This window comes from Amphibacillus xylanus NBRC 15112 (assembly GCF_000307165.1).
Taxonomy (GTDB): Bacteria; Bacillota; Bacilli; order Bacillales; family Amphibacillaceae; genus Amphibacillus; species Amphibacillus xylanus.
In genome coordinates, this window is record NC_018704.1 from 1,576,305 (window position 1) to 1,595,713 (window position 19,409).

Below are 19,409 nucleotides of genomic sequence, written 5' to 3' on the forward strand. Positions count from 1 at the left end.
GTCATTCTTCGAAACACTTTTTATTTTTTTATCATTACTCCACAGACAAGATTAATGAATAAATAGGTTGGTTACCTTCATGAACCTCAACTTCAATTTCTGGGAAAGCCTCTTCAACAAATTCTGTAAGTTCTTCAACTTCTTCGTTCGTTGCATCTTCACCTTGTAGGATCGTTAAGATTTCGTCATCTTCATCAATTAGAGCTTCTAACAATTGCTTAGCTGTTGTCAGCTTATCAGGATCTGTTGCTTTAATATCACCTTCAACAAGACCCATGAAATTACCTTTTTCAATTGTTAGACCATCAATTTGTGTATCTCTAACGGCATACGTTAATTGACCAGTCTTAACATAATTACAAGCGTCTTTCATGTTCTCTTGATTATCAGCTAAGCTTGCTTCAGGGTTAAATGCTAGTAATGCACTCATTCCTTGAGGAATTGTCTTTGTAGGGACTACGATCGCATCAACCTCAGATAGTTCTGCTGCTTGTTCTGCCGCCATAACAATGTTCTTATTGTTTGGTAGGATGATTACTTTTTCAGCATGAGCTTTTTCGATGGCGTCACTAATGTCCTGTGTACTTGGATTCATAGTTTGGCCGCCAGTAATAATAACTGTTGCACCTAAGCTCTTTAATAGCTCTTCGATTCCATTACCCATTGCAACAGAAACAATACCATATTCTGCTTTTGGTTTTGCTTCTTTTTTCGGTTGTTCACCTACAATATCACTATGTTGTTGACGCATATTTTCAACTTTAACTTGTGCAAAACTACCATAACGTTGAGCAATATTCATTGCTTCTCCGGGATATTCAACGTGAACGTGAACTCGTACATAATCTTCATCAGATACGACTAGTAAAGAGTCACCGAGTTTGCTGAGTTCATTACGAAATTCTTCTTCATTATATGGATTATCTTTTAACTTATCTTGTTCAAATTTAACCATAAATTCTGTACAATAACCAAATTCAATATCCTCAGTGTTGATAAAATCTTGATGTGATTTATGGTGCTCAGCGCTAACTAAGTCATCCATTGAATTAAGATCTAGATCAACTTCTGGAAGTGCTTCACCTTTTAATGAAGCAACAAATGCTTCATATATGATAACTAATCCTTGTCCACCACTATCAACAACACCTACTTCTTTTAAAACAGGTAAAAGCTCAGGAGTTCGATCTAGCGATGCCTTAGAAGCTTCTAAAACACGTTCCATAAATACAACTAAATCATCTGTTTCCTCAGCAATTTTCTCAGCTGCATTAGCTGTATCTTTAGCAACAGTTAAAATCGTACCTTCTACTGGTTTAATAACAGCCTTATAAGCCGTTTTAACACCACTTTGTAGACCTTTTGCTAAGGTTTTTGTTGTTAATTGGTCAAGTCCTTCTACACCTTTTGAAAATCCGCGAAATAATTGCGAAAGAATAACACCAGAGTTTCCTCTAGCACCCATTAGTAATCCTTTTGCAAATGCACTAGCTACCTCAGAAACTGTGCCAGATGAAACTTTTTTAACTTCATTAGCTCCTGATGTCATCGATAAATTCATATTGGTACCCGTGTCTCCATCGGGAACCGGAAACACGTTTAATGCATCAATCATATCTGCATTATTAGATAGGTGGTTAGCGCCTAATAAAATCATTTCAGCAAGCTTAGCACCTTCTATATTTGTTAATCCCACAACTGGTTCCTCCCTTATCATTCAAAAAAATCCTCATATCATTTCAGTTATTAATTGTCATTTTGGACGCGAACGCCTTGAATATATATATTGACAGCATCAATTGCTAAACCTAATGTTTTATCTAAGTTATATTTAACTTGGGATTGAACATTATGCGCAATTTCGGAGATTTTCGTTCCGTAACTAACGATAATATACATATCAATTGAGATTTTATTATCTTCCTGCTTAACAACGACACCTTTTGAGAAATTTTCTCTACGAAGTATTTCAGCAATGCCATCTTTTAATTGATTTTTTGAAGCCATACCAATAATGCCATAACATTCAATAGCTGCACCACCTGCAACCGTTGCAATCACTTCGTTTGTAATTGTTACCCGACCTTCTTTAGTCGTCAACTCAATTGCCATCTTTATATCCTCCTTGATAAATTACAATCTGATTACTAAATTAACTTTAGAACAAACAATAATAATCTCTAAACATTTTACAATACTTTTCGTAATTATAAAAGGTTTTTAACAAATTAGCCTTAAATACTGGCTAGTTTGATTAAATCTTCACACTAATACTTTGACTTAAAATTGATTTACTGTCAAGTGCTAATCCTTGTCCTAAAAATGGATTTTTTGTTTCTCGTGAAAAAAATAATTGCTTTTAAAAACTACTTATGATAAATTATATAGGTATGAAATGAGATAGTCGTTATTTGGGAGGGATTAAATATGAGTCGTAAATGTGTCGTAACTGGCCGTAAAACAGGTGTTGGAAACAATCGTTCACACGCCTTAAACGCTAATAAACGTAAATGGAAAGCTAACGTACAAAAAGTACGCATTATGGTTGATGGAAAACCAAAACGTGTTTATGTTTCTGCTCGTGCACTTAAATCAGGTAAAGTTGAACGTGTTTAAACTACACACATAAAAACTCGAATTCATTTTCTTAGTGAATTCGGGTTTTTTATTTCTATATAAATGGGTTCAATGTCAAATAGTGTTGGTAGGTTTTATAATTAGTCGAGAATTATTTTTAATTAAGATACAACTTGTTCACCGCAGGTGAAATACACTCGCTTTTCGCGGGCACGGCTTTTAGCTAACTAAGGCAAGCAAAGAGCGCTTGCCTTAGTGGATCTTCAGCTCGTGCTGGGACTGCGATTACTCGTCCCAACGAAAAGATTTGTTCCCGCAGGAGTCTCGTATATTTCACCTGCTGTTTTTCACTTCTAAATTAAATTGCTGCTTCATATCGTGTTTCTTTTTGCATTTTTTTACTCGAATTTGTTTCTATTGATTTAAACTTGAAGTGAATCATAATTCGTTTCTTAAAATTATAAAAATTACGATAACCGTATGCGATTTTGCTTGACTGAGTTAGCAAAAAGACGTGCCCATGGAACGCGGAGGTTCGGCTAACTGTGGTTTATAACGTGAGTTATAAAATTAAATATACTTGAATTAAAAAAATGATGTTAGTAAGTTTTCAAACTCACCAAAGTTATAAATTGTACAACCAATAAATGTTATAAGTATGAAAAAAGAATCCAGTATTAACTGAATTCTTTTTTCAATTAACCGAGTTTTTGCTCGGCTTTGTTTGGAATTGCTACTTCTCTTCTTTTCCTTGCCATAGGTTAACAATGAATCGTACAATGCCTCCGAGAAACTTTGGGAGTTTTATCGTGTAAAAACGCATCTGAACCCCTCCTAACGATATCTAACAGCTCAGTGAACTGCTTACGCATTACGTTCACTAGTCTTTATCACTATTAATATGCCAGAGTCAAATGAAAAATAACCTGTTTCTGCAATCAAGTGATTAGATATTGTTAGTGAATCACCACGTCTGATCGTTTCGTCTTCTAAGGGGTAATAGAAGTTTTCTAAAGTAAGTCCAGTCACTAGACTTGTTAACGATAAGAATGAGATCTTTTGATCATGATTTAACCGTTTCAAACGATAACAACCAGGGCGGTACATTGACAGGCTATTTTGTTTGTCGATTAATTTTACTTTAATTTGTTGATCAATCAATCTTTCGAGCAAGAATAGTGAACTAAGCTCATGATCTTTTCTTCCACCTGTCACGCCGAACAAAAATAGTTCGCAAACAGGGCGTTTTAATGCCTCATTAATTGCTAACTCCAAATCAGTCTCGTCTTTTTCAACTAGGTGTTGTATAAATGTTTTCGCTTTTTGTTCGATCAATTCTCTTTCCTGACTAGATACGGAGTCAAAATCACCAATTGCAAGATCTAGCGGCAGATGATTATTGATTAAATAGAGTGCTCCTCTATCACAGCCAATCCAAAAATCAATTTGATATTCAGACAGATCAGCTAAAAGCTCAGCTGGTCCACCTGCAACAATACCAATTTTAGCTGTCTTACTTTCCTGCCTCATTAATTGCCTTCCTAATAACATCCATTGCTTCTTTACGATTTGGTTGTCCGAAAATAGCATTACCTGCTACAAATACATCAACTCCAGCTTCTGCACACCATTTAGCTGTCTCAGCGTTAATGCCTCCGTCAACTTCAAATTCAATGTCCAAATTCTTCTCTTTTCGCCACTGATCAGCAAGTTTAATTTTCTCTAATACTGACGGGATAAACGTTTGACCACCAAAACCTGGGTTAACCGTCATAAATAGTAGCAGATCAATATCTGCTAAAATCGGTTTAACAAGCTCTACTGGTGTAGCGGGATTTATCACGACACCGGCTTTTTTACCGTGTTCTTTAATCGCTGAAATTGTCCGATGTAGATGTGTACAAGCTTCCAAATGAACGGTAATAATATCTGCACCAGCCGAAGCAAAGTCTGCAATATATTGATCTGGATTGTCAATCATTAAATGTACATCTAAAGTTAAGTTCGTAGTTGGTCTAATGGCACTTACAACTAGAGGACCAATCGTTATATTAGGCACAAAATGTCCATCCATGACATCAACGTGAATATATTCTGCGCCTGCCTCTTCTACCTCTTTAATCTCTGCTGCAAGTTTTGAAAAGTCTGCTGATAAAATAGAAGGTGCAATTTTCTTCATACTAATACCTCGGCTTTCTTGATTTAATTTCATGATAAAACTCTAAATAATGTTGATAACGATATTCGCTAATATCGTGTTGCTCGACTGCCTTTTTCACTGCACAATTTGGTTCGTTAACGTGCATACATCCTCTAAATTTACAGTCCTCGCGGTATGATTCGAAATCACGAAAACAAAATGGAAGTTGTTCAAGTTCAATTTGATCAAAATCCAACGAACTAAATCCTGGTGTATCAGCAATCATGCCACCATATACATGGATTAGTTCTGTATGTCTAGTCGTGTGTCTTCCACGGCCTAAAGATTGAGATATTTCTGCTGTTTCAATCTTTAATTCTGGTTTCAATAAATTTAAAAATGATGATTTTCCTACACCTGATTGACCTGCAATTACAGAAGTCTTACCTTCTAACAATTGCGTAAATACCTCATGTTGAACAGGCCACTCGGTTGATAGTTGTTCAACTTGATAACCTAATTGCTGATAATCTTGTATATATTGGTTTAGCTTTGGACGCTCATTTTCATCTAATAAGTCCATCTTTGTTACCAATATAATTGCATCAATGTGATTAAATTCAACAAGCACTAAAAATCGATCAAGTAACTTAGCACTAAATTCTGGTTCTTTTGCAGATACTGCGATTAAAGCCTGGTCAATATTTGCAACTGGTGGTCGAACCAACTCATTCTTTCTTGGAAGTAATTCAGTCACATAACCATCAGTCAGATTATCTGCTTCAAATTTTACAAAATCACCAACGAGAGGTGTTTCTTTCGTTTTTCGAAACAACCCTCTCGCTTTACATTGATAAGTGACACCATTTGATAAAACATAGTAAAAGCCACTAAGAGCTTTTATTATTTGACCTTCTTGCATCATCAACCTCCGTCCACTTCGTCATAAGCAATAGTCTTTTGAACAATAACTTGATCATCTCGTTCTATTTTATAAGTTGCTGTAGAATTTGGTGCAATAACTAATCGGATTGTAAATTCAGTATCAGAAGTGATTGAGCTTTGCTCATACAGATCTGTTAGATTATTATTCATATCCGATATATAAATTCTTACTTGTTGAGCTACTGGAGTCTGTGGTTCAATATCTTCTGTTTCATCTTCATCATTATCAACCGTTGCAGGTTGACCCTGATCACCTGTATATGGAACAGTAATTGTCAATGTATGAGTAATTGGTGACAGTTCTTCTTCACCAAGTGATACAACTAGATTGACAAATGAGCCAGGCTCTATCTCATCCCCAGCTTGTGGAGAATGACGAATGACCAACCCTTCTTTAACTGTGCTCGAATGTTCTTCCGTTATGCTTGCAATTAAATCTTTATCTTCTAAATACTTCGTTGCAGCTTGGACAGTCATATTTGTAAGATCTTCAAGTACAACCTTTTCTTTACCAATACTTACTTCAAAGATAATGAAAGTTTCTGATGGGATAACTTCACTATCTGGTAAAGGCTGTTGGCTAACAATTTGGCCTTCTGCAAATTCTGAAGAATGAGTATCTACTCGTTTAATGTTTTCTGGATTAAAGCCTTTTTGAATCAATAGTCGCTCTACTTGATTAAATGATTGACCAACATAATCCTCAAAAATAATTGGCTCAATACCTTGACTCACGAACAGAGTAATAACAGCTCCTTCTTCAACTACCTCTCCCGCTTCAGGATCGGTACTTTCAACATGATCTGCTTCAATCTCTTCTGAATAAATATCTTCAATTTCATACTCAAGGTTAAGTTCTTCCAATGCTTCGATTACTTCATCGACATGCATTCCAGTATAATCTTCTAATACGATTTCATCTGGTTTAAGTAATGTTGGTAAAACAAATAACGCAACTAATATCGTGCCAAATATGAAAGCAAATATACTCGTTAACCAGATGACAGCCTTTTTCTTTTTGGACATTTTCTTTTTGTTTGGCTCTTGTTCACTATTAGCTTGACTAAAATTAATTGGCCTTGTCGTCTCTTGATTCACGTGATCTGAAACGTTCGTATGCTGGCCAGTTAATTGATCATTTTTTATAACCGGTATCGCCTTCGTCTCATCACCAGGTTCTACTGGCGGATAATATGGCGACTCATTAATTCGATCTGGATCTAATGCTGTTTCAAGATCTTTTTCAAAATCAGTTACGCGTTGATAACGTTGAAATGGATCTTTATTTGTTGCCTTTAGGACAATATTCTCTAAGCTTTGTGGAATTAATGGATCCCACTTACGCATTGACGGTATTGGTGATTCAAGATGCTTCAATGCAATTGATACAGCTGACTGCCCATTGAATGGGATTCTACCTGTTAATAATTCATACATGACAATACCTAATGAATATATGTCAGACTTGCGATTTGCAGTTCCACCTCTCGCTTGTTCCGGCGATAAATAATGTACCGAACCTAATACTGAATTCGTTTGGGTTAACGAGGTTGCGGTTAATGCTAGAGCGATACCAAAATCCGTTACCTTTACTGTTCGATTACGGTCTATTAAAATATTTTGCGGTTTAATATCACGATGTACAATATGATTTGAATGGGCATGCTCAATTGCAGATGTCATCTGTAGCATAATATCAACTGCTTCATCTACTGAGACTGGCCCATATCGTTGAATATATTCCTTTAACGTTAAGCCATCGACATACTCCATGACCATATAATAAATATCATCTTCTTCACCGACATCATAAATATTAACGATGTTTGGATGCGATAAGCTTGTAGCAGATTGTGCTTCACGGTGGAATCGAGTGATAAATTCATCATCATTCGAATATTCAAGTCGTAGCACTTTAATGGCAACTTCACGTTCAAGAATGTTATCAAATCCAAGATAAACATTCGCCATGCCACCGCCACCAATTAATTTCTTCACCACATATCTTTCATTTAATAAGCGTCCTTCTAACAAGAGGAATCAGCCTCCTCTCCATGATTAAATTCAATTAATAAAACAGTAATATTATCTTCTCCACCTAATTCATTGGCGCGATTAACCAATTTTTCAGCAGTTTCCTTAACTGATAAATCATCCGCTAAGTATTCTTCGATGTCCAAATCTGATAGTTTATCAGATAAACCATCACTACACATTAGAAATCGATCACCCGATTGCCATTCAATCGAAAATACATCCGGTGCAATAGATCCATCAGTTCCCAATGCCTTCATCAGCACATTCTTGCGTGGATGAACATTCGCTTCACTTTTTGTTATTTCACCAGTCCGCACCAGCTCATTAACAAGAGAATGATCTTCTGTAATTTGAGTTAACTTATCACTATACAAATAACATCTACTATCACCGATATGCGCAATTGAAATATGTTGATCTAAAAGGATTGCTACAACAACAGTAGTCCCCATACCTTGACAGTCAATATTTTCTTGCGCATATTGATAAACCTTTTGATTAGCTAATCGGATTCGATCATCAAGCCATTCTTCCGCTTCATTTGGTGTTGTGATTTCAGGCGTGTCCTTCCACTCATCTCTAAAGAATGAGCATACAATTTCGCTAGCTACATCTCCAGCTCTATGACCACCCATTCCATCTGCGACGATAGCTAGAGTCTGATTTGCTTGATTCTCAAATAAACCAACAGCATCCTCATTTTGTTTTCTAACTTTACCTCGATCCGTAATAAAAAACTGCTCCATACGGTGACTCACCTCTTTACCTTAACTAAAGTTAATCATGTAACAGAACTAATCCTCATCTTGCTTTCTTCTAATTCGTGTTAGGAAGAAGCCATCGGAATTGAATTCATTAGGGAAAATTTGAATTCCAACCTGTAAATGTTCAATTTCCTTATTTAAAAATTCAGGTAGCTCTTTAAAGAAATCAGGGTCAACCTCATACCTTTGATTGTTAATGAGAAACTCCGTGACAACGACTTCATTTTCTGTCGGATCAACCGTACATGTACTATATAAAAGTTTACCATTCTTTTTGAGTAATGGGGCAATTTTTTCTAATAATTCATATTGTACATGTGCTAGATTATCAACATCTTTAGCTGTTTTTGCATATTTAATATCTGGTTTTGTTCTAATTACACCAAAACCAGAGCATGGTGCATCAACTAAAATTCGATCGAAAGTTTCTGGTTCGTATTTTTGGTTTAGTTGTCGCCCATCGATTGCAGCTGTACTAATATTAATTAGTCCTAGTTGTTCTGCTTTTCTTTTAACGAGATTAACTTTTTTCTGGTGGAGATCGTATGCATAAACTCTTCCCGTATTGTTTAATTTCTCTCCGATATGTGTAGCTTTACCACCAGGTGCACTACATGCATCTAGAACAATCTGATCTTGTTTAATATCCAACATTTCAACGACAAGCATTGAACTTTGATCTTGGATTGTCAATGAACCAGACTTAAATAATGGATGATCAAGAATATGTCCCTTTTCAATAATGATTCCTTGATTTGAGAATAGAGACGCTTTAACCTCGAATCCATCATGAGTTAATTGCTCAATCGCCTCATCTCTTGTTAGTTTAAGTGAATTAACTCTAACACTAATCGGTTTAGTTTCTAAGTTAGCTTTACACATGGCTTCAGTTTGTTCTTCACCGTATGAGTCAATCCATCGTTCAACGAGCCAATAAGGGTGGCTTGTCTCGATTGACAGACGTTCAATTGGGTCCTTGATTGTATCAAATAATGGAAAACCTTGACGCTGTGCTTCTCTTAAGACACCATTGACAAATTTAGCAATACCTTGATGGCCTTTTTGCTTAGCAATCTCAACAGCCTCATGAATAATTGCATGATCTGGAATTTTATCTAAATAGTGCATTTGGTAAAAAGATAAATATAGTAACCACTTCACCCATTTTTCTACCTTTTTATTCGGATCGACAAAATGATTTAGAAAATAGTCTAAAGTCAGTTTACGCTGAAGGGTACCATAAACAAGTTCTGTAAATAGTGCTTGATCTTTGTGTGCCCAATCCATTTTTTCAATTGTCTGATCAATCGTTAGGTGACTAAATGCACCACTATCTCCTATTTTTACTAGTACATCTAATGTTTTTGTCCGTAATTGAAATTTACTCATTTGCTAACCCCAATCTTTGTCCAATCTTAAATACATCAGTATTACCATTTAAAAAGTCTTTAACTAACATACGTCGATTTCCTGCTAATTGAATATCGACTAATTTCAGAATATCCCCGTTTCCACATGCGACGTCAATTGTACCATTTTCAATGGCAATAATTTCTCCTGGCTGACTGTCGCTTGGCGCTTTGTCTTCACCTGGTTCTGCCCACCAAACCTTTAGATTTTTATCGTCTAACGTTGTGCTTGCAACTGGCCATGGATGCAGACCTCGGACATGATTGTATAATTCCTCTGCTGACCTTGTCCAATCGAGCATTTCTTCCTCACGCTTTATGTTAGGTGCGTAAGTAGCGAGCTCGTCGTCTTGCTCAACTGCTTCAATTGACTGATCAAATAGCTTTGGCAAAGTCTCAATTAATAATTTCGCACCTGCTTCTGAAAGTTTATCATGTAGACTACCGACATGATCTTTGACATCTATTGGTACTGAAACTTGAGATAAAACCGCACCAGCATCTAATGCCTCAACCATATACATAATAGAAATACCTGTTTCTTTCTTCCCTTGCATGATTGCATAATGAATCGGTGCACCACCTCTTAACTCTGGTAACAATGATGCATGGACATTAATACAGCCATATTTAGGTGCATCTAATAATTCTTTAGGCAAAATTTGACCAAATGCTGCCGTAACAATTAGGTCTGGTTGATAATCTAATATTTCTTGATATGATTGGCGGATCTTTTCTGGTTGGAATACAGGTATATTATGTTTTATCGCCTCTTCTTTTACTGGAGGAGCTGATAAAATTCGCTTTCTTCCTTTTGGTCGGTCTGGTTGGGTAACGACTAATACCACTTCATAACCTTCACTAATAATACTTTGCAAAACTGGAACAGAAAAATCTGGTGTTCCCATAAAAACTATTTTCTTCATCAAAAAACCTCTTTCTACATTAATTGATACGGTTGAAGATCAATTTGAATCATAAGATCTTCCTTGCGCATCATATCTTCATAATATTGTAAGATTCGCGCAAGTACATTACGCTGATAAGGTTCGTATTTATATTTTATCATGCATTGAAAGCGATAGCGATTCTTAATCCGTTCGATCGGTGAAGGTGTAGGACCAAGGATCTTTGCTTGCTTTGACAAATGCTTGTATAATAGCTGACTAATCGTCCGAGTGACTTCTTCTGCCTGGTATCGATTAGGATGTGAAACTGTGATTAATGTTAAGTAAAAGTACGGTGGATACTGAAAAGCCTTGCGAATCGCCATTTCCTTTGCAAAGAAGCCTTGATAGTCGTAGTTTTTAGCATACTCAATACTATAATGTTCAGGCGTGTATGACTGAACGATGACTTCACCAGCTAAATGATGACGTCCAGCTCTTCCGCTTACTTGAGTAATTAATTGAAATGTTCGCTCTGATGCTCTAAAGTCAGGTAAGTTAAATAAACTGTCAGCAGCTAATACACCAACTAACGTAACATCAGGGAAATCTAAACCTTTTGCAATCATCTGCGTACCTAGTAAGATATCTGCCTGTTTCTTAGCAAATTTTGTCAGTAGCATTTCATGAGAACCTTTCTTAGTTGTTGTATCAACATCCATTCGAATAATTCGCGCTTCAGGAATTAATTTATTTAGTGACTCTTCAACCTTTTGTGTACCAGTACCAAAATAGCGGATCGTATCGCTTTCACAGCTAGGACATTGATGTGGAACTTGTTCATAGTAATCACAATAATGACATTTCAAACGATTTTGCTTTTGATGATAGGTTAAGGATATATCACAGTGCGGACATTCAATCACTTGACCACAATCACGACACATAACAAAGGTTGAATAACCGCGCCGATTTAAAAATAAGACGATTTGTTCATTTTTATCAAGACGTTCTTTGATGCCCTCAATTAGTTTCGTTGAGAACATCGTCCGATTTCCTGAATGAAGCTCTTCTCGCATATCGACAACCTCTACTTGTGGCATGGCACTTAAATTTGATCGATCAGGCATCTCCAAGAGTTGGTAGACCCCTTTTTTTGCCCGTGCATATGTTTCCAACGTAGGTGTTGCACTTCCTAAAATAACTGGACATTGATGATACTTAGCACGCTTAATCGCAACATCTTTTGCGTGATAGCGAGGATGATCTTCTTGTTTATAGCTAGCCTCATGCTCTTCATCAATGATAATTAATCCAAGATTCTCAAACGGTGCGAAGATGGCTGATCTAGCTCCGACAACAACTTTAACTTCTTTACGATGAACCTTTCTCCACTCATCAAACCGCTCACCCTTTGATAATGCACTATGCATCACCGCTACATCTTTGCCAAAACGACCTTTAAATCGGTTTACCATCTGCGGGGTGAGTGAAATCTCTGGTACAAGTACAATCGCTTCTTTCCCTTGCTTCATAACATGATCAATTGCTTGTAAATATACCTCGGTTTTCCCACTCCCTGTTACACCGTGCAGGACGAATACTTCATGGTTTCTTTGATCAAATGCTTGATTAATCGCTAATAATGCATTTAATTGTTGCTCTTTCAATTGAAGGGGTTGAGTCCGCTCAATTTGAGTATCATCATATGGCTCGCGATATACCTCTTCTTCAACAAGCTCAATCAACTGATGCTCAATTAAAGGTTTGATTGTTTGTCTAGTTGTTTGCATTTTCTTTAAAAATGTATTTAATAGCATCGGTTGATTTAATTCGTGTAAAAACTCAACTAATAGTTTTCGTTTTTTTGCTTGATTTGATAGTCCTGCAGCGTATTCATCTAATTGAGCACTCGTACAAATCTTTTTTACAAATGTCTGCTTCTTAATCGCATCTCGCCGCTTAACTGAGTAGATAATTTCAATATCTCCATCATTTAATAATTGTTTAAGCTCTGAAAGGGGAACAGAGCTAGCTTCAACTTCACTAAAGTCAATATAATCACGACCAGCAAAGACTTGTTCCAATGAATCTGATAGGGGCGCGGTTGTTAGTCGATGGATTAACTTATGATATTCTGCTTTTAACGCTTGTGGTAGCATCGCTTGAAATGCTGAGATATAAAAGCTCATCGTATCTTTCGCTAACCATTTACCTAATTCAACCAGCTCTTCTGTTAAAATCGGCACAAAGTCCATTAAACTTTGAATTGGTTTTAGCGTTTTAACATCTGAGTGATCAGTTAGTTCTAAGACGTAGCCCATAATAGTTCGAGAACCAAATGGTACGATAACACGCATGCCAACCTCGATTAAAGCCTGCATATGATCAGGAATCGAATAATCAAAAATCCTGTTAATCTGTGATGCAGGAATATCAACAACTACTTTAGCAATTTTCACTGCTTCTCGCCCTCTAATCGATGAGAAATTTCCGTTAATAGTTGTCTTGCGATGGCTACCTTACTTGTCTTATTAATCTGAATTTCACTACCGTCGTTAATTAAAATCAGCACTTCATTATCATCAGAACCAAAGCCAATTCCTTGTTTTGATACATCATTAATTACAATGGCATCAAGATTTTTTTCGACTAGTTTTTTCTTACCATATTGTCTAACATTTGTCGTCTCAGCAGCAAAACCAACTAAAAATTGAGACGTTTTTTTCTGACCTAACGTTTTTAAGATATCCTCAGTTTTCTCTAATGCAATCGTCATTTGTTCAGATTGTTTTTTAATTTTTTCATTAGCCTGAATTGTTGGGCGATAATCTGCTACAGCAGCTGATTTTATAACAATATCTTGACTCGGGAAATGATCCATAACTGCCTGGTACATATCCTTTGTAGACTCAACATCAATTCGCTTAACACGATTTGGTGTAGCTAAACTAACAGGACCTGAAATTAGCGTTACTTCCGCACCCATTTGTGCCGCAGCTTCAGCTATTGCATAACCCATTTTCCCGGATGAATAATTTGTTAAGTATCTAACAGGATCGATTCGTTCTTGTGTTGGCCCAGCAGTAACTAAGATCTTTTTACCTGCTAGCACTTGTTTTTCAGCGACTTTCTTATTAAGGTAAGCAACGATTTCCTCAGGCTCTGCAAGTCGACCTTTTCCTGTGTAGCCACATGCTAAAAAACCATCATTAGGATCGATAAAATCTACACCACGCTTACTTAGTACAGACATATTTTCTTGTACTGCTGGATGGTGATACATATCAACATTCATGGCAGGTGCGATATATACTGGCGCTTTCGTTGCTAATAATGTCGTTGATAGCATATCATCTGCAATCCCGTTTGCGTATTTACCAATAATATTTGCAGTTGCAGGTGCAATAATAAATAAATCTGCCCAATCAGCTAAGTCAATATGTTGGATCTTTCCTGGATCTAGTTCTTTAAACGTATCAACAAAGACTGGTTGTCTAGAAATAGCTTGAAATGAGAGTGGTGTAACAAACTCTTGAGCGCCTGCTGTTAAAATTACTTTTACAGTTGCCCCAGCTTGGGTTAGTTTACTTGTTAAGGCAATTGCTTTATATGCAGCAATACCACCAGTTACACCTAATACAATTTTTTTATTTGTTAACATTTGATCGCATCCTTTGCTAAATATAATGAAGTGATCATACTTATAAATAGATAAATTTACCCCTCGTCTGTCAAATGGCAAACGAGGGGTTCATTTTTAGACGAGTCTCTCACTGTCTCTTATTCATCTCAGCTGGGATATGTGTTAATTTATCTGCGTAAATTTCTTCTAAAGCAATACCAACAGGTTTTTTTGATTTTGGATCTTCAATTTGTAAAATATTATGGTCTTTAATTTGACGTGCTCTTTTAGCAGATAAAGTAACCAATGTATATTTAGAATTAATTTTTGTTTGTAACTGATCAATTGATGGTTCTAACATTATAATTGGGTCACCTCCAACAATTTTTTATATTCACTTGCCACTCGCTCGCGTTTGCAATGCTCGCTTGCTACAATAGCCTGGATTTTATCAACAGCATTGTCAATATAATCGTTTACCACAACGTAGTCATATGCATCCATAAGCTCAATTTCATCCTTCGCTGCTCTTAAACGATTCATCACTGATTGTTCAGTCTCAGTGCCTCGATTAATAATTCGATTCTTTAATTCATCCAAACTAGGTGGACATAAGAAAATAAACACACCTTCAGGGAAATTTTCTCTTACTTGTAGTGCTCCTTGAACTTCAATTTCTAAAAATACATCCTTACCTTGTTCAAGTGTTTCTTCGACATATTGACGAGGTGTGCCATAATAATTATTAACATACTTAGCGTATTCTAGCAACTGACCTTTATTTATCATTTCTTCAAATTCTTCTTTAGTTCGATAAAAATAGTCAACGCCTTCTACTTCACCTGGTCTTTTATCACGTGTTGTCATAGATATTGAGTATTGTAAACTCGTATCCTTTTCAAATAGGGCTTTCCTTACAGTCCCTTTCCCTACACCTGAGGGGCCTGATAAAATAAATAAAATTCCTTTCTGTTCTATCAACGCGCAATTCCTCCTACTTCGCATTATCCTTTTAAGCTATCTTTACTCTTCCAGCTCTTCTTCATATGTTAAGACACGTTGTCCAACCGTTTCAGGTTGTACTGCAGATAGAATGATATGATCACTATCTGTTAAAATGACTGCGCGCGTCCGTCTACCATAAGTAGCATCAACTAATTTATTATTATCTCTCGCTACTGAAATAATCCGTTTAATCGGAGCTGATTCTGGTGATACGATCGTAATTATACGATTGGCAGAAACAACATTACCGAAACCGATATTGATAAATTTTAAATTCAATCGAGCTTCCTCCTCATTTTAAATGAGTAATAGTTGTTTATCCAAACACCTCGCGATTTAATCTCATTTTCATTATTATAGTATAAACGAATGATTTTTAAAACGGTTATTCAATATTTTGAACTTGTTCTTTAATTTTTTCAACCGTTGCCTTTAATTCAACTATGTATTCGCTAATCAATGGATCATTTGCCTTAGAACCAATTGTATTTGATTCCCGAATCAATTCTTGAGTAATGAAGTCCATTTTCCGACCAATTTCCCCTTGTTGGTCTAATAATAACTCGATTTGTTTTAAATGACTATGAATCCGTGTAATTTCCTCAGAGATATCACCTTTTTCAGCTAAGATCGCAAGTTCATGATAAAAGCGATCATCTTGAGTGAGATTATTCTTGGTTAACAGTTCATTTAATCGATCGACCATTCGTTGATAATGCTGATCTTTAGCTATCTCGCGTTGATTAGTTAGCTTCTGAACGAGTGAATATATTGTGTATACACGTTCATGAATATCTTGGGCTAATCGTTTTCCTTCTATTTGTCGCATCTCGTTTACTGACTGACAAGCAGATTGGAGCAGCTCTAAAATAAAGTTTAAGAAATCATCGCTAGCGTCAGCTATTTCAGTCACTTGTAATAGATCTGAAAATGCTGGTAAGCCACGTAGCAATTGATCAGATGTCTGAGGATACTGATCTTGAATCTGATGAATAATTTCGTTATATTGATTTATCAGCTCCCAGTTTGCCTCGATTTTCTGTTGGTTGACATCATTACCTTCTATTGATAAATACAAATCAATACGACCACGATGGAAAAATGAACGAATAACTGATTTTAATTTGTCTTCATAAGGATTGAGTAAATGTGGAATATTGAGTGATATATCTAAAAAACGATGATTAACTGTTTTTATTTCTAAAGAAACTTTCGTCTGATTGTACCAGCTTTCAATTTGAGCATAACCTGTCATACTATGTACCATATACTCACATCCTTATAAAATATTTTAATGAAATAAAGTAAACCGCAAAAAAAGGATAGTTGGCAACTATCCTTACTTTATATATTAGTATACACAATTTTTCATCGTTTTGTAAAACCAAAAACTATCGTAGGGATTGAGCTTAGTAAAATAATTGTCATCCAATCTCTTAATGATAGAGCAACAGTGTAAAACACCGCTTGAAACATCGCTACATATGTTACAGGAATCATTAGTGCAAAGGACGATAACACCGCAACAATCAGATATCGATTACCGAAAGGATGACGATCAAAAATTGATTTTTCATTTCTGCAATCAAATACGTGAATTAATTGTGACGTTACTAGCGTCATAAAAGCAACAGTTCGTGCGTATTCCAGTGATTGCGCACCATTTTGGTAAGCGAGAATAAATGCTAGAAAACTCACACTACCAATTAGTAAACCACGAGATATAATTTTAAAACCTAACCCCCGGGCAAAAATCCCTTCATTAATTGGTCGAGGTGGTTGTTCCATTAAATTACTTTCAGCAGAATCCATACCTAACGCTAATGCCGGCAATCCATCTGTAACAAGATTGATCCATAAAATTTGGACAGGTAATAATGGAAGTGGATAGCCTAGTATTATTGCAAATAACATAACCAATATTTCTCCAACATTAGAAGCAAGTAAATAACGAATAAATTTACGAATATTTTCATAGATATGTCGTCCCTCTTCAACCGCACTAACAACCGTAGCAAAATTATCATCTAATAGAATAAGATCTGACGCTTCTTTAGCTACATCCGTACCGGTTTTACCCATACTGACCCCGATATCGCTATTTTTTAGCGCTGGGGCATCATTGACTCCATCACCTGTCATAGCAACAACATGCCCATTTGCTTGTAATGCTTTGACAATTCTAAGCTTATCTTTAGGCGTAACTCGAGCAAAGACATAGATTTGATCGACTTGATCAATTAACTCTTGATCTGTCATTTGATCTAATTGACTACCTGTTATAACTTGTCCATGTTGAGGCAGTATATTTAACTCCTTTGCAATCGCATGTGCAGTCCCAGCGTGATCGCCTGTAATCATCACTGTTTTGATTCCTGCTTTTTTACATTGTTCAATTGCTTTTTTTGCTTCCGGTCTAGGAGGATCTACCATAGCGATTAGTCCGATAAAGACTAAATCATTTTCAGCATGTTCTGCTTTAATTTGATTGCCATGTGGAAGCGGCTTAATACAAAGCGCAATTGTTCGATAAGCTTTACTTGCCATTGAATTTAAAACCTGTTCAATTTTCGCTCGTCTTACTTGATCCATTCTTAATATTCGCCCATTTTCCTCTATCCGATCGGAACGGCTTAATAAGATATCTGGAGCCCCTTTAACAATTGAATAATATTGATTTCCATCATTAATCACGACAGACATTCTTTTACGATTTGAATCAAACGGAAATTCAGTAATTTTAGTAACTTGTTGTCTCTCAATTATTGAAGTAGATTTTTTTGCTGCTGCCATCATAATTGCAACATCTGTTGGATCCCCTTGAATAGATATTTCACCATTCTGCTCTAACAGTTCAGCATCGCCACAAATTGAGCCGTATCTTAAGAAGCGATTTAACATCTTATCTTCAGCTTGATTGCGCGCACCTGTTATATCGCCAGTAAAACTATATCCTCCACTAACTTGAAAAAGCCGTTGATTAAGATATATTTCAACTACTGTCATTCTGTTCTCAGTTAAAGTTCCTGTTTTATCTGAACAAATAACAGAAGTACTACCTAATGTTTCGACAGCACTTAATTTACGAACAATAGCCTTTCGCTTAATCATGCGTTGTACACCGAGAGATAATACAACCGTTACAATTGCAGGTAACCCTTCAGGAATAACCGCAACAGCTAATGAAATTCCTGATAAAAACATTTGATAAACAGGCTGCCCTTGCCAAATACCTGCAGCCACAACTAATGATGTGAGTAATATTGAAACAAAGATAAGAATTTTCCCTAGATTTTGAAGTCGCTTTTCTAACGGAGTCTTTTGAGTTGGTGCTTGTACAATTAAATCAGCTATCTGTCCAACGACAGTATCCATTCCCGTTGCGACAACAACCCCGATTCCGTGACCAGAAGTTACGAGCGAGCTCATAAAGGCCATATTTATTTGATCACCAATATTTAATTGCTGTTGCTTAATCGCTTGACTTACTTTCGGAATCGGTAATGTTTCACCAGTGATGGCTGATTCTTCAATTGATAATTGCGTACTTGTGATAATCCTTAAATCTGCAACAACCCGGTCGCCACTTTTCAAGCGAACGATATCCCCTATGACAACTTCAGAAGACGGAATCAAGACCCACTGCCCATCACGTTTTACATGCGCAACAGGATTTGCCATCTGTTTAAGCTTTGCAAGTGATTTTTCTGCTCGATTTTCTTGAAGGTAGCCAAGCACACTATTAATCAAGACAATCACTACAATCACAATCGCATCAACAGCTTCTCCTAAATAAGCTGCTATAAAAGTTGCAATTAATAAAATAATGACCATAAAATCCTTAAATTGCTTAAAAAAGAGTGCAATCCCTAATGGTGGCTTTGCTTCGGTTAATTGATTCTTACCGTATTTTTTTAATCGTTTTTCTGCTGTTGATGAGGATAGTCCAGTTTCAGCCTGACTTCCTAGTCGCTTAATCGTTTCATTAACAGTCATTTCATACCAGTTCACCTGCATCCC

Annotated in this window: 18 protein-coding genes; 1 reads left to right on the plus strand and 17 read right to left on the minus strand. The window is 36.3% G+C overall.

From position 1 onward, the window contains the following. Positions 1-34: 34 nt before the first annotated feature. Both AXY_RS07850 and AXY_RS07855 read right to left on the minus strand, forming a co-directional pair. Positions 35-1,696, minus strand: coding sequence for a DAK2 domain-containing protein (locus AXY_RS07850; RefSeq protein WP_015010267.1), 1,662 nt, complete (start codon positions 1,694-1,696; stop codon positions 35-37). 50 nt (positions 1,697-1,746) lie between these two features. After that, positions 1,747-2,112 carry an Asp23/Gls24 family envelope stress response protein gene (locus AXY_RS07855; protein ID WP_015010268.1) on the minus strand — a complete coding sequence of 122 codons (366 nt, stop codon included), beginning with the start codon at positions 2,110-2,112 and terminating at the stop codon, positions 1,747-1,749. Positions 2,113-2,427: 315 nt separating this feature from the next. Between AXY_RS07855 and rpmB the strand changes: the two genes are divergently transcribed. Continuing rightward, positions 2,428-2,616 (plus strand): 50S ribosomal protein L28, encoded by a 189-nt coding sequence (gene rpmB / locus AXY_RS07860; protein WP_015010269.1) that lies wholly within the window; start codon positions 2,428-2,430, stop codon positions 2,614-2,616. 694 nt (positions 2,617-3,310) lie between these two features. Here the strand turns inward: rpmB and spoVM are convergent. From spoVM to AXY_RS07935, 15 genes are all read right to left on the minus strand, one after another. Further along, positions 3,311-3,400, minus strand: a complete 90-nt coding sequence (gene spoVM, locus AXY_RS07865; protein WP_041450142.1) for a stage V sporulation protein SpoVM — start codon at positions 3,398-3,400, stop codon at positions 3,311-3,313. Between the two features lie 41 nt (positions 3,401-3,441). Then, positions 3,442-4,107, minus strand: coding sequence for a thiamine diphosphokinase (locus tag AXY_RS07870; RefSeq protein ID WP_015010270.1), 666 nt, complete (start codon positions 4,105-4,107; stop codon positions 3,442-3,444). Next, entirely contained in the window at positions 4,091-4,756 is a 666-nt protein-coding gene (gene rpe, locus AXY_RS07875) for a ribulose-phosphate 3-epimerase (protein ID WP_015010271.1), read from the minus strand. The genes AXY_RS07870 and rpe overlap by 17 nt, the downstream gene beginning before the upstream one ends. A gap of 1 nt (position 4,757) precedes the next feature. Then, positions 4,758-5,639: a ribosome small subunit-dependent GTPase A gene (gene rsgA, locus AXY_RS07880; RefSeq protein WP_015010272.1), complete on the minus strand. Its 882-nt coding sequence runs from the start codon at positions 5,637-5,639 to the stop codon at positions 4,758-4,760. Positions 5,640-5,641: 2 nt separating this feature from the next. Then, the gene (pknB, locus tag AXY_RS07885) at positions 5,642-7,696 is read right to left on the minus strand and encodes a Stk1 family PASTA domain-containing Ser/Thr kinase (RefSeq protein WP_015010273.1); all 2,055 of its coding nucleotides are present in this window, start codon (positions 7,694-7,696) and stop codon (positions 5,642-5,644) included. After that, complete coding sequence (locus AXY_RS07890) at positions 7,690-8,445, minus strand: Stp1/IreP family PP2C-type Ser/Thr phosphatase (RefSeq protein ID WP_015010274.1); 756 nt, start codon at positions 8,443-8,445, stop codon at positions 7,690-7,692. The genes pknB and AXY_RS07890 overlap by 7 nt, the downstream gene beginning before the upstream one ends. 48 nt (positions 8,446-8,493) lie before the next feature. Then, a complete protein-coding gene (rsmB, locus tag AXY_RS07895) occupies positions 8,494-9,852 on the minus strand; it encodes a 16S rRNA (cytosine(967)-C(5))-methyltransferase RsmB (protein WP_015010275.1) in 1,359 nt (452 codons plus the stop codon). Then, positions 9,845-10,798: a methionyl-tRNA formyltransferase gene (gene fmt / locus AXY_RS07900; protein ID WP_015010276.1), complete on the minus strand. Its 954-nt coding sequence runs from the start codon at positions 10,796-10,798 to the stop codon at positions 9,845-9,847. Before fmt ends, rsmB begins: the two co-directional genes overlap by 8 nt. Positions 10,799-10,812: 14 nt before the next feature. Then, on the minus strand, positions 10,813-13,221 hold the full coding sequence (gene priA, locus AXY_RS07905) for a primosomal protein N' (RefSeq protein ID WP_015010277.1): 2,409 nt from the start codon (positions 13,219-13,221) through the stop codon (positions 10,813-10,815). Continuing rightward, positions 13,218-14,423 carry a bifunctional phosphopantothenoylcysteine decarboxylase/phosphopantothenate--cysteine ligase CoaBC gene (gene coaBC / locus AXY_RS07910; RefSeq protein ID WP_015010278.1) on the minus strand — a complete coding sequence of 402 codons (1,206 nt, stop codon included), beginning with the start codon at positions 14,421-14,423 and terminating at the stop codon, positions 13,218-13,220. Before coaBC ends, priA begins: the two co-directional genes overlap by 4 nt. A 109-nt stretch (positions 14,424-14,532) precedes the next feature. Further along, a complete protein-coding gene (gene rpoZ / locus AXY_RS07915; RefSeq protein WP_015010279.1) occupies positions 14,533-14,745 on the minus strand; it encodes a DNA-directed RNA polymerase subunit omega in 213 nt (70 codons plus the stop codon). After that, positions 14,745-15,365: a guanylate kinase gene (gene gmk / locus AXY_RS07920; RefSeq protein ID WP_015010280.1), complete on the minus strand. Its 621-nt coding sequence runs from the start codon at positions 15,363-15,365 to the stop codon at positions 14,745-14,747. The genes rpoZ and gmk overlap by 1 nt, the downstream gene beginning before the upstream one ends. Positions 15,366-15,407: 42 nt before the next feature. Then, complete coding sequence (gene remA, locus AXY_RS07925) at positions 15,408-15,668, minus strand: extracellular matrix/biofilm regulator RemA (protein WP_015010281.1); 261 nt, start codon at positions 15,666-15,668, stop codon at positions 15,408-15,410. 106 nt (positions 15,669-15,774) lie between these two features. Continuing rightward, positions 15,775-16,656 carry a YicC/YloC family endoribonuclease gene (locus tag AXY_RS07930; protein ID WP_015010282.1) on the minus strand — a complete coding sequence of 294 codons (882 nt, stop codon included), beginning with the start codon at positions 16,654-16,656 and terminating at the stop codon, positions 15,775-15,777. Positions 16,657-16,757: 101 nt separating this feature from the next. Next, positions 16,758-19,400: a cation-translocating P-type ATPase gene (locus tag AXY_RS07935; RefSeq protein WP_041450143.1), complete on the minus strand. Its 2,643-nt coding sequence runs from the start codon at positions 19,398-19,400 to the stop codon at positions 16,758-16,760. Positions 19,401-19,409: the final 9 nt, after the last annotated feature.

What these genes read in the sequence shown, in the direction of transcription:
- AXY_RS07855 (WP_015010268.1), bottom strand. Translation starts at nt 2,112, where the DNA reads ATGGCAATTGAGTTGACGACTAAAGAAGGTCGGGTAACAATTACAAAC.
- rpmB (WP_015010269.1), top strand. Translation starts at nt 2,428, where the DNA reads ATGAGTCGTAAATGTGTCGTAACTGGCCGTAAAACAGGTGTTGGAAAC.
- spoVM (WP_041450142.1), bottom strand. Translation starts at nt 3,400, where the DNA reads ATGCGTTTTTACACGATAAAACTCCCAAAGTTTCTCGGAGGCATTGTA.
- AXY_RS07870 (WP_015010270.1), bottom strand. Translation starts at nt 4,107, where the DNA reads ATGAGGCAGGAAAGTAAGACAGCTAAAATTGGTATTGTTGCAGGTGGA.
- rpe (WP_015010271.1), bottom strand. Translation starts at nt 4,756, where the DNA reads ATGAAGAAAATTGCACCTTCTATTTTATCAGCAGACTTTTCAAAACTT.
- rsgA (WP_015010272.1), bottom strand. Translation starts at nt 5,639, where the DNA reads ATGCAAGAAGGTCAAATAATAAAAGCTCTTAGTGGCTTTTACTATGTT.
- AXY_RS07890 (WP_015010274.1), bottom strand. Translation starts at nt 8,445, where the DNA reads ATGGAGCAGTTTTTTATTACGGATCGAGGTAAAGTTAGAAAACAAAAT.
- rsmB (WP_015010275.1), bottom strand. Translation starts at nt 9,852, where the DNA reads ATGAGTAAATTTCAATTACGGACAAAAACATTAGATGTACTAGTAAAA.
- fmt (WP_015010276.1), bottom strand. Translation starts at nt 10,798, where the DNA reads ATGAAGAAAATAGTTTTTATGGGAACACCAGATTTTTCTGTTCCAGTT.
- coaBC (WP_015010278.1), bottom strand. Translation starts at nt 14,423, where the DNA reads ATGTTAACAAATAAAAAAATTGTATTAGGTGTAACTGGTGGTATTGCT.
- rpoZ (WP_015010279.1), bottom strand. Translation starts at nt 14,745, where the DNA reads ATGTTAGAACCATCAATTGATCAGTTACAAACAAAAATTAATTCTAAA.
- AXY_RS07930 (WP_015010282.1), bottom strand. Translation starts at nt 16,656, where the DNA reads ATGGTACATAGTATGACAGGTTATGCTCAAATTGAAAGCTGGTACAAT.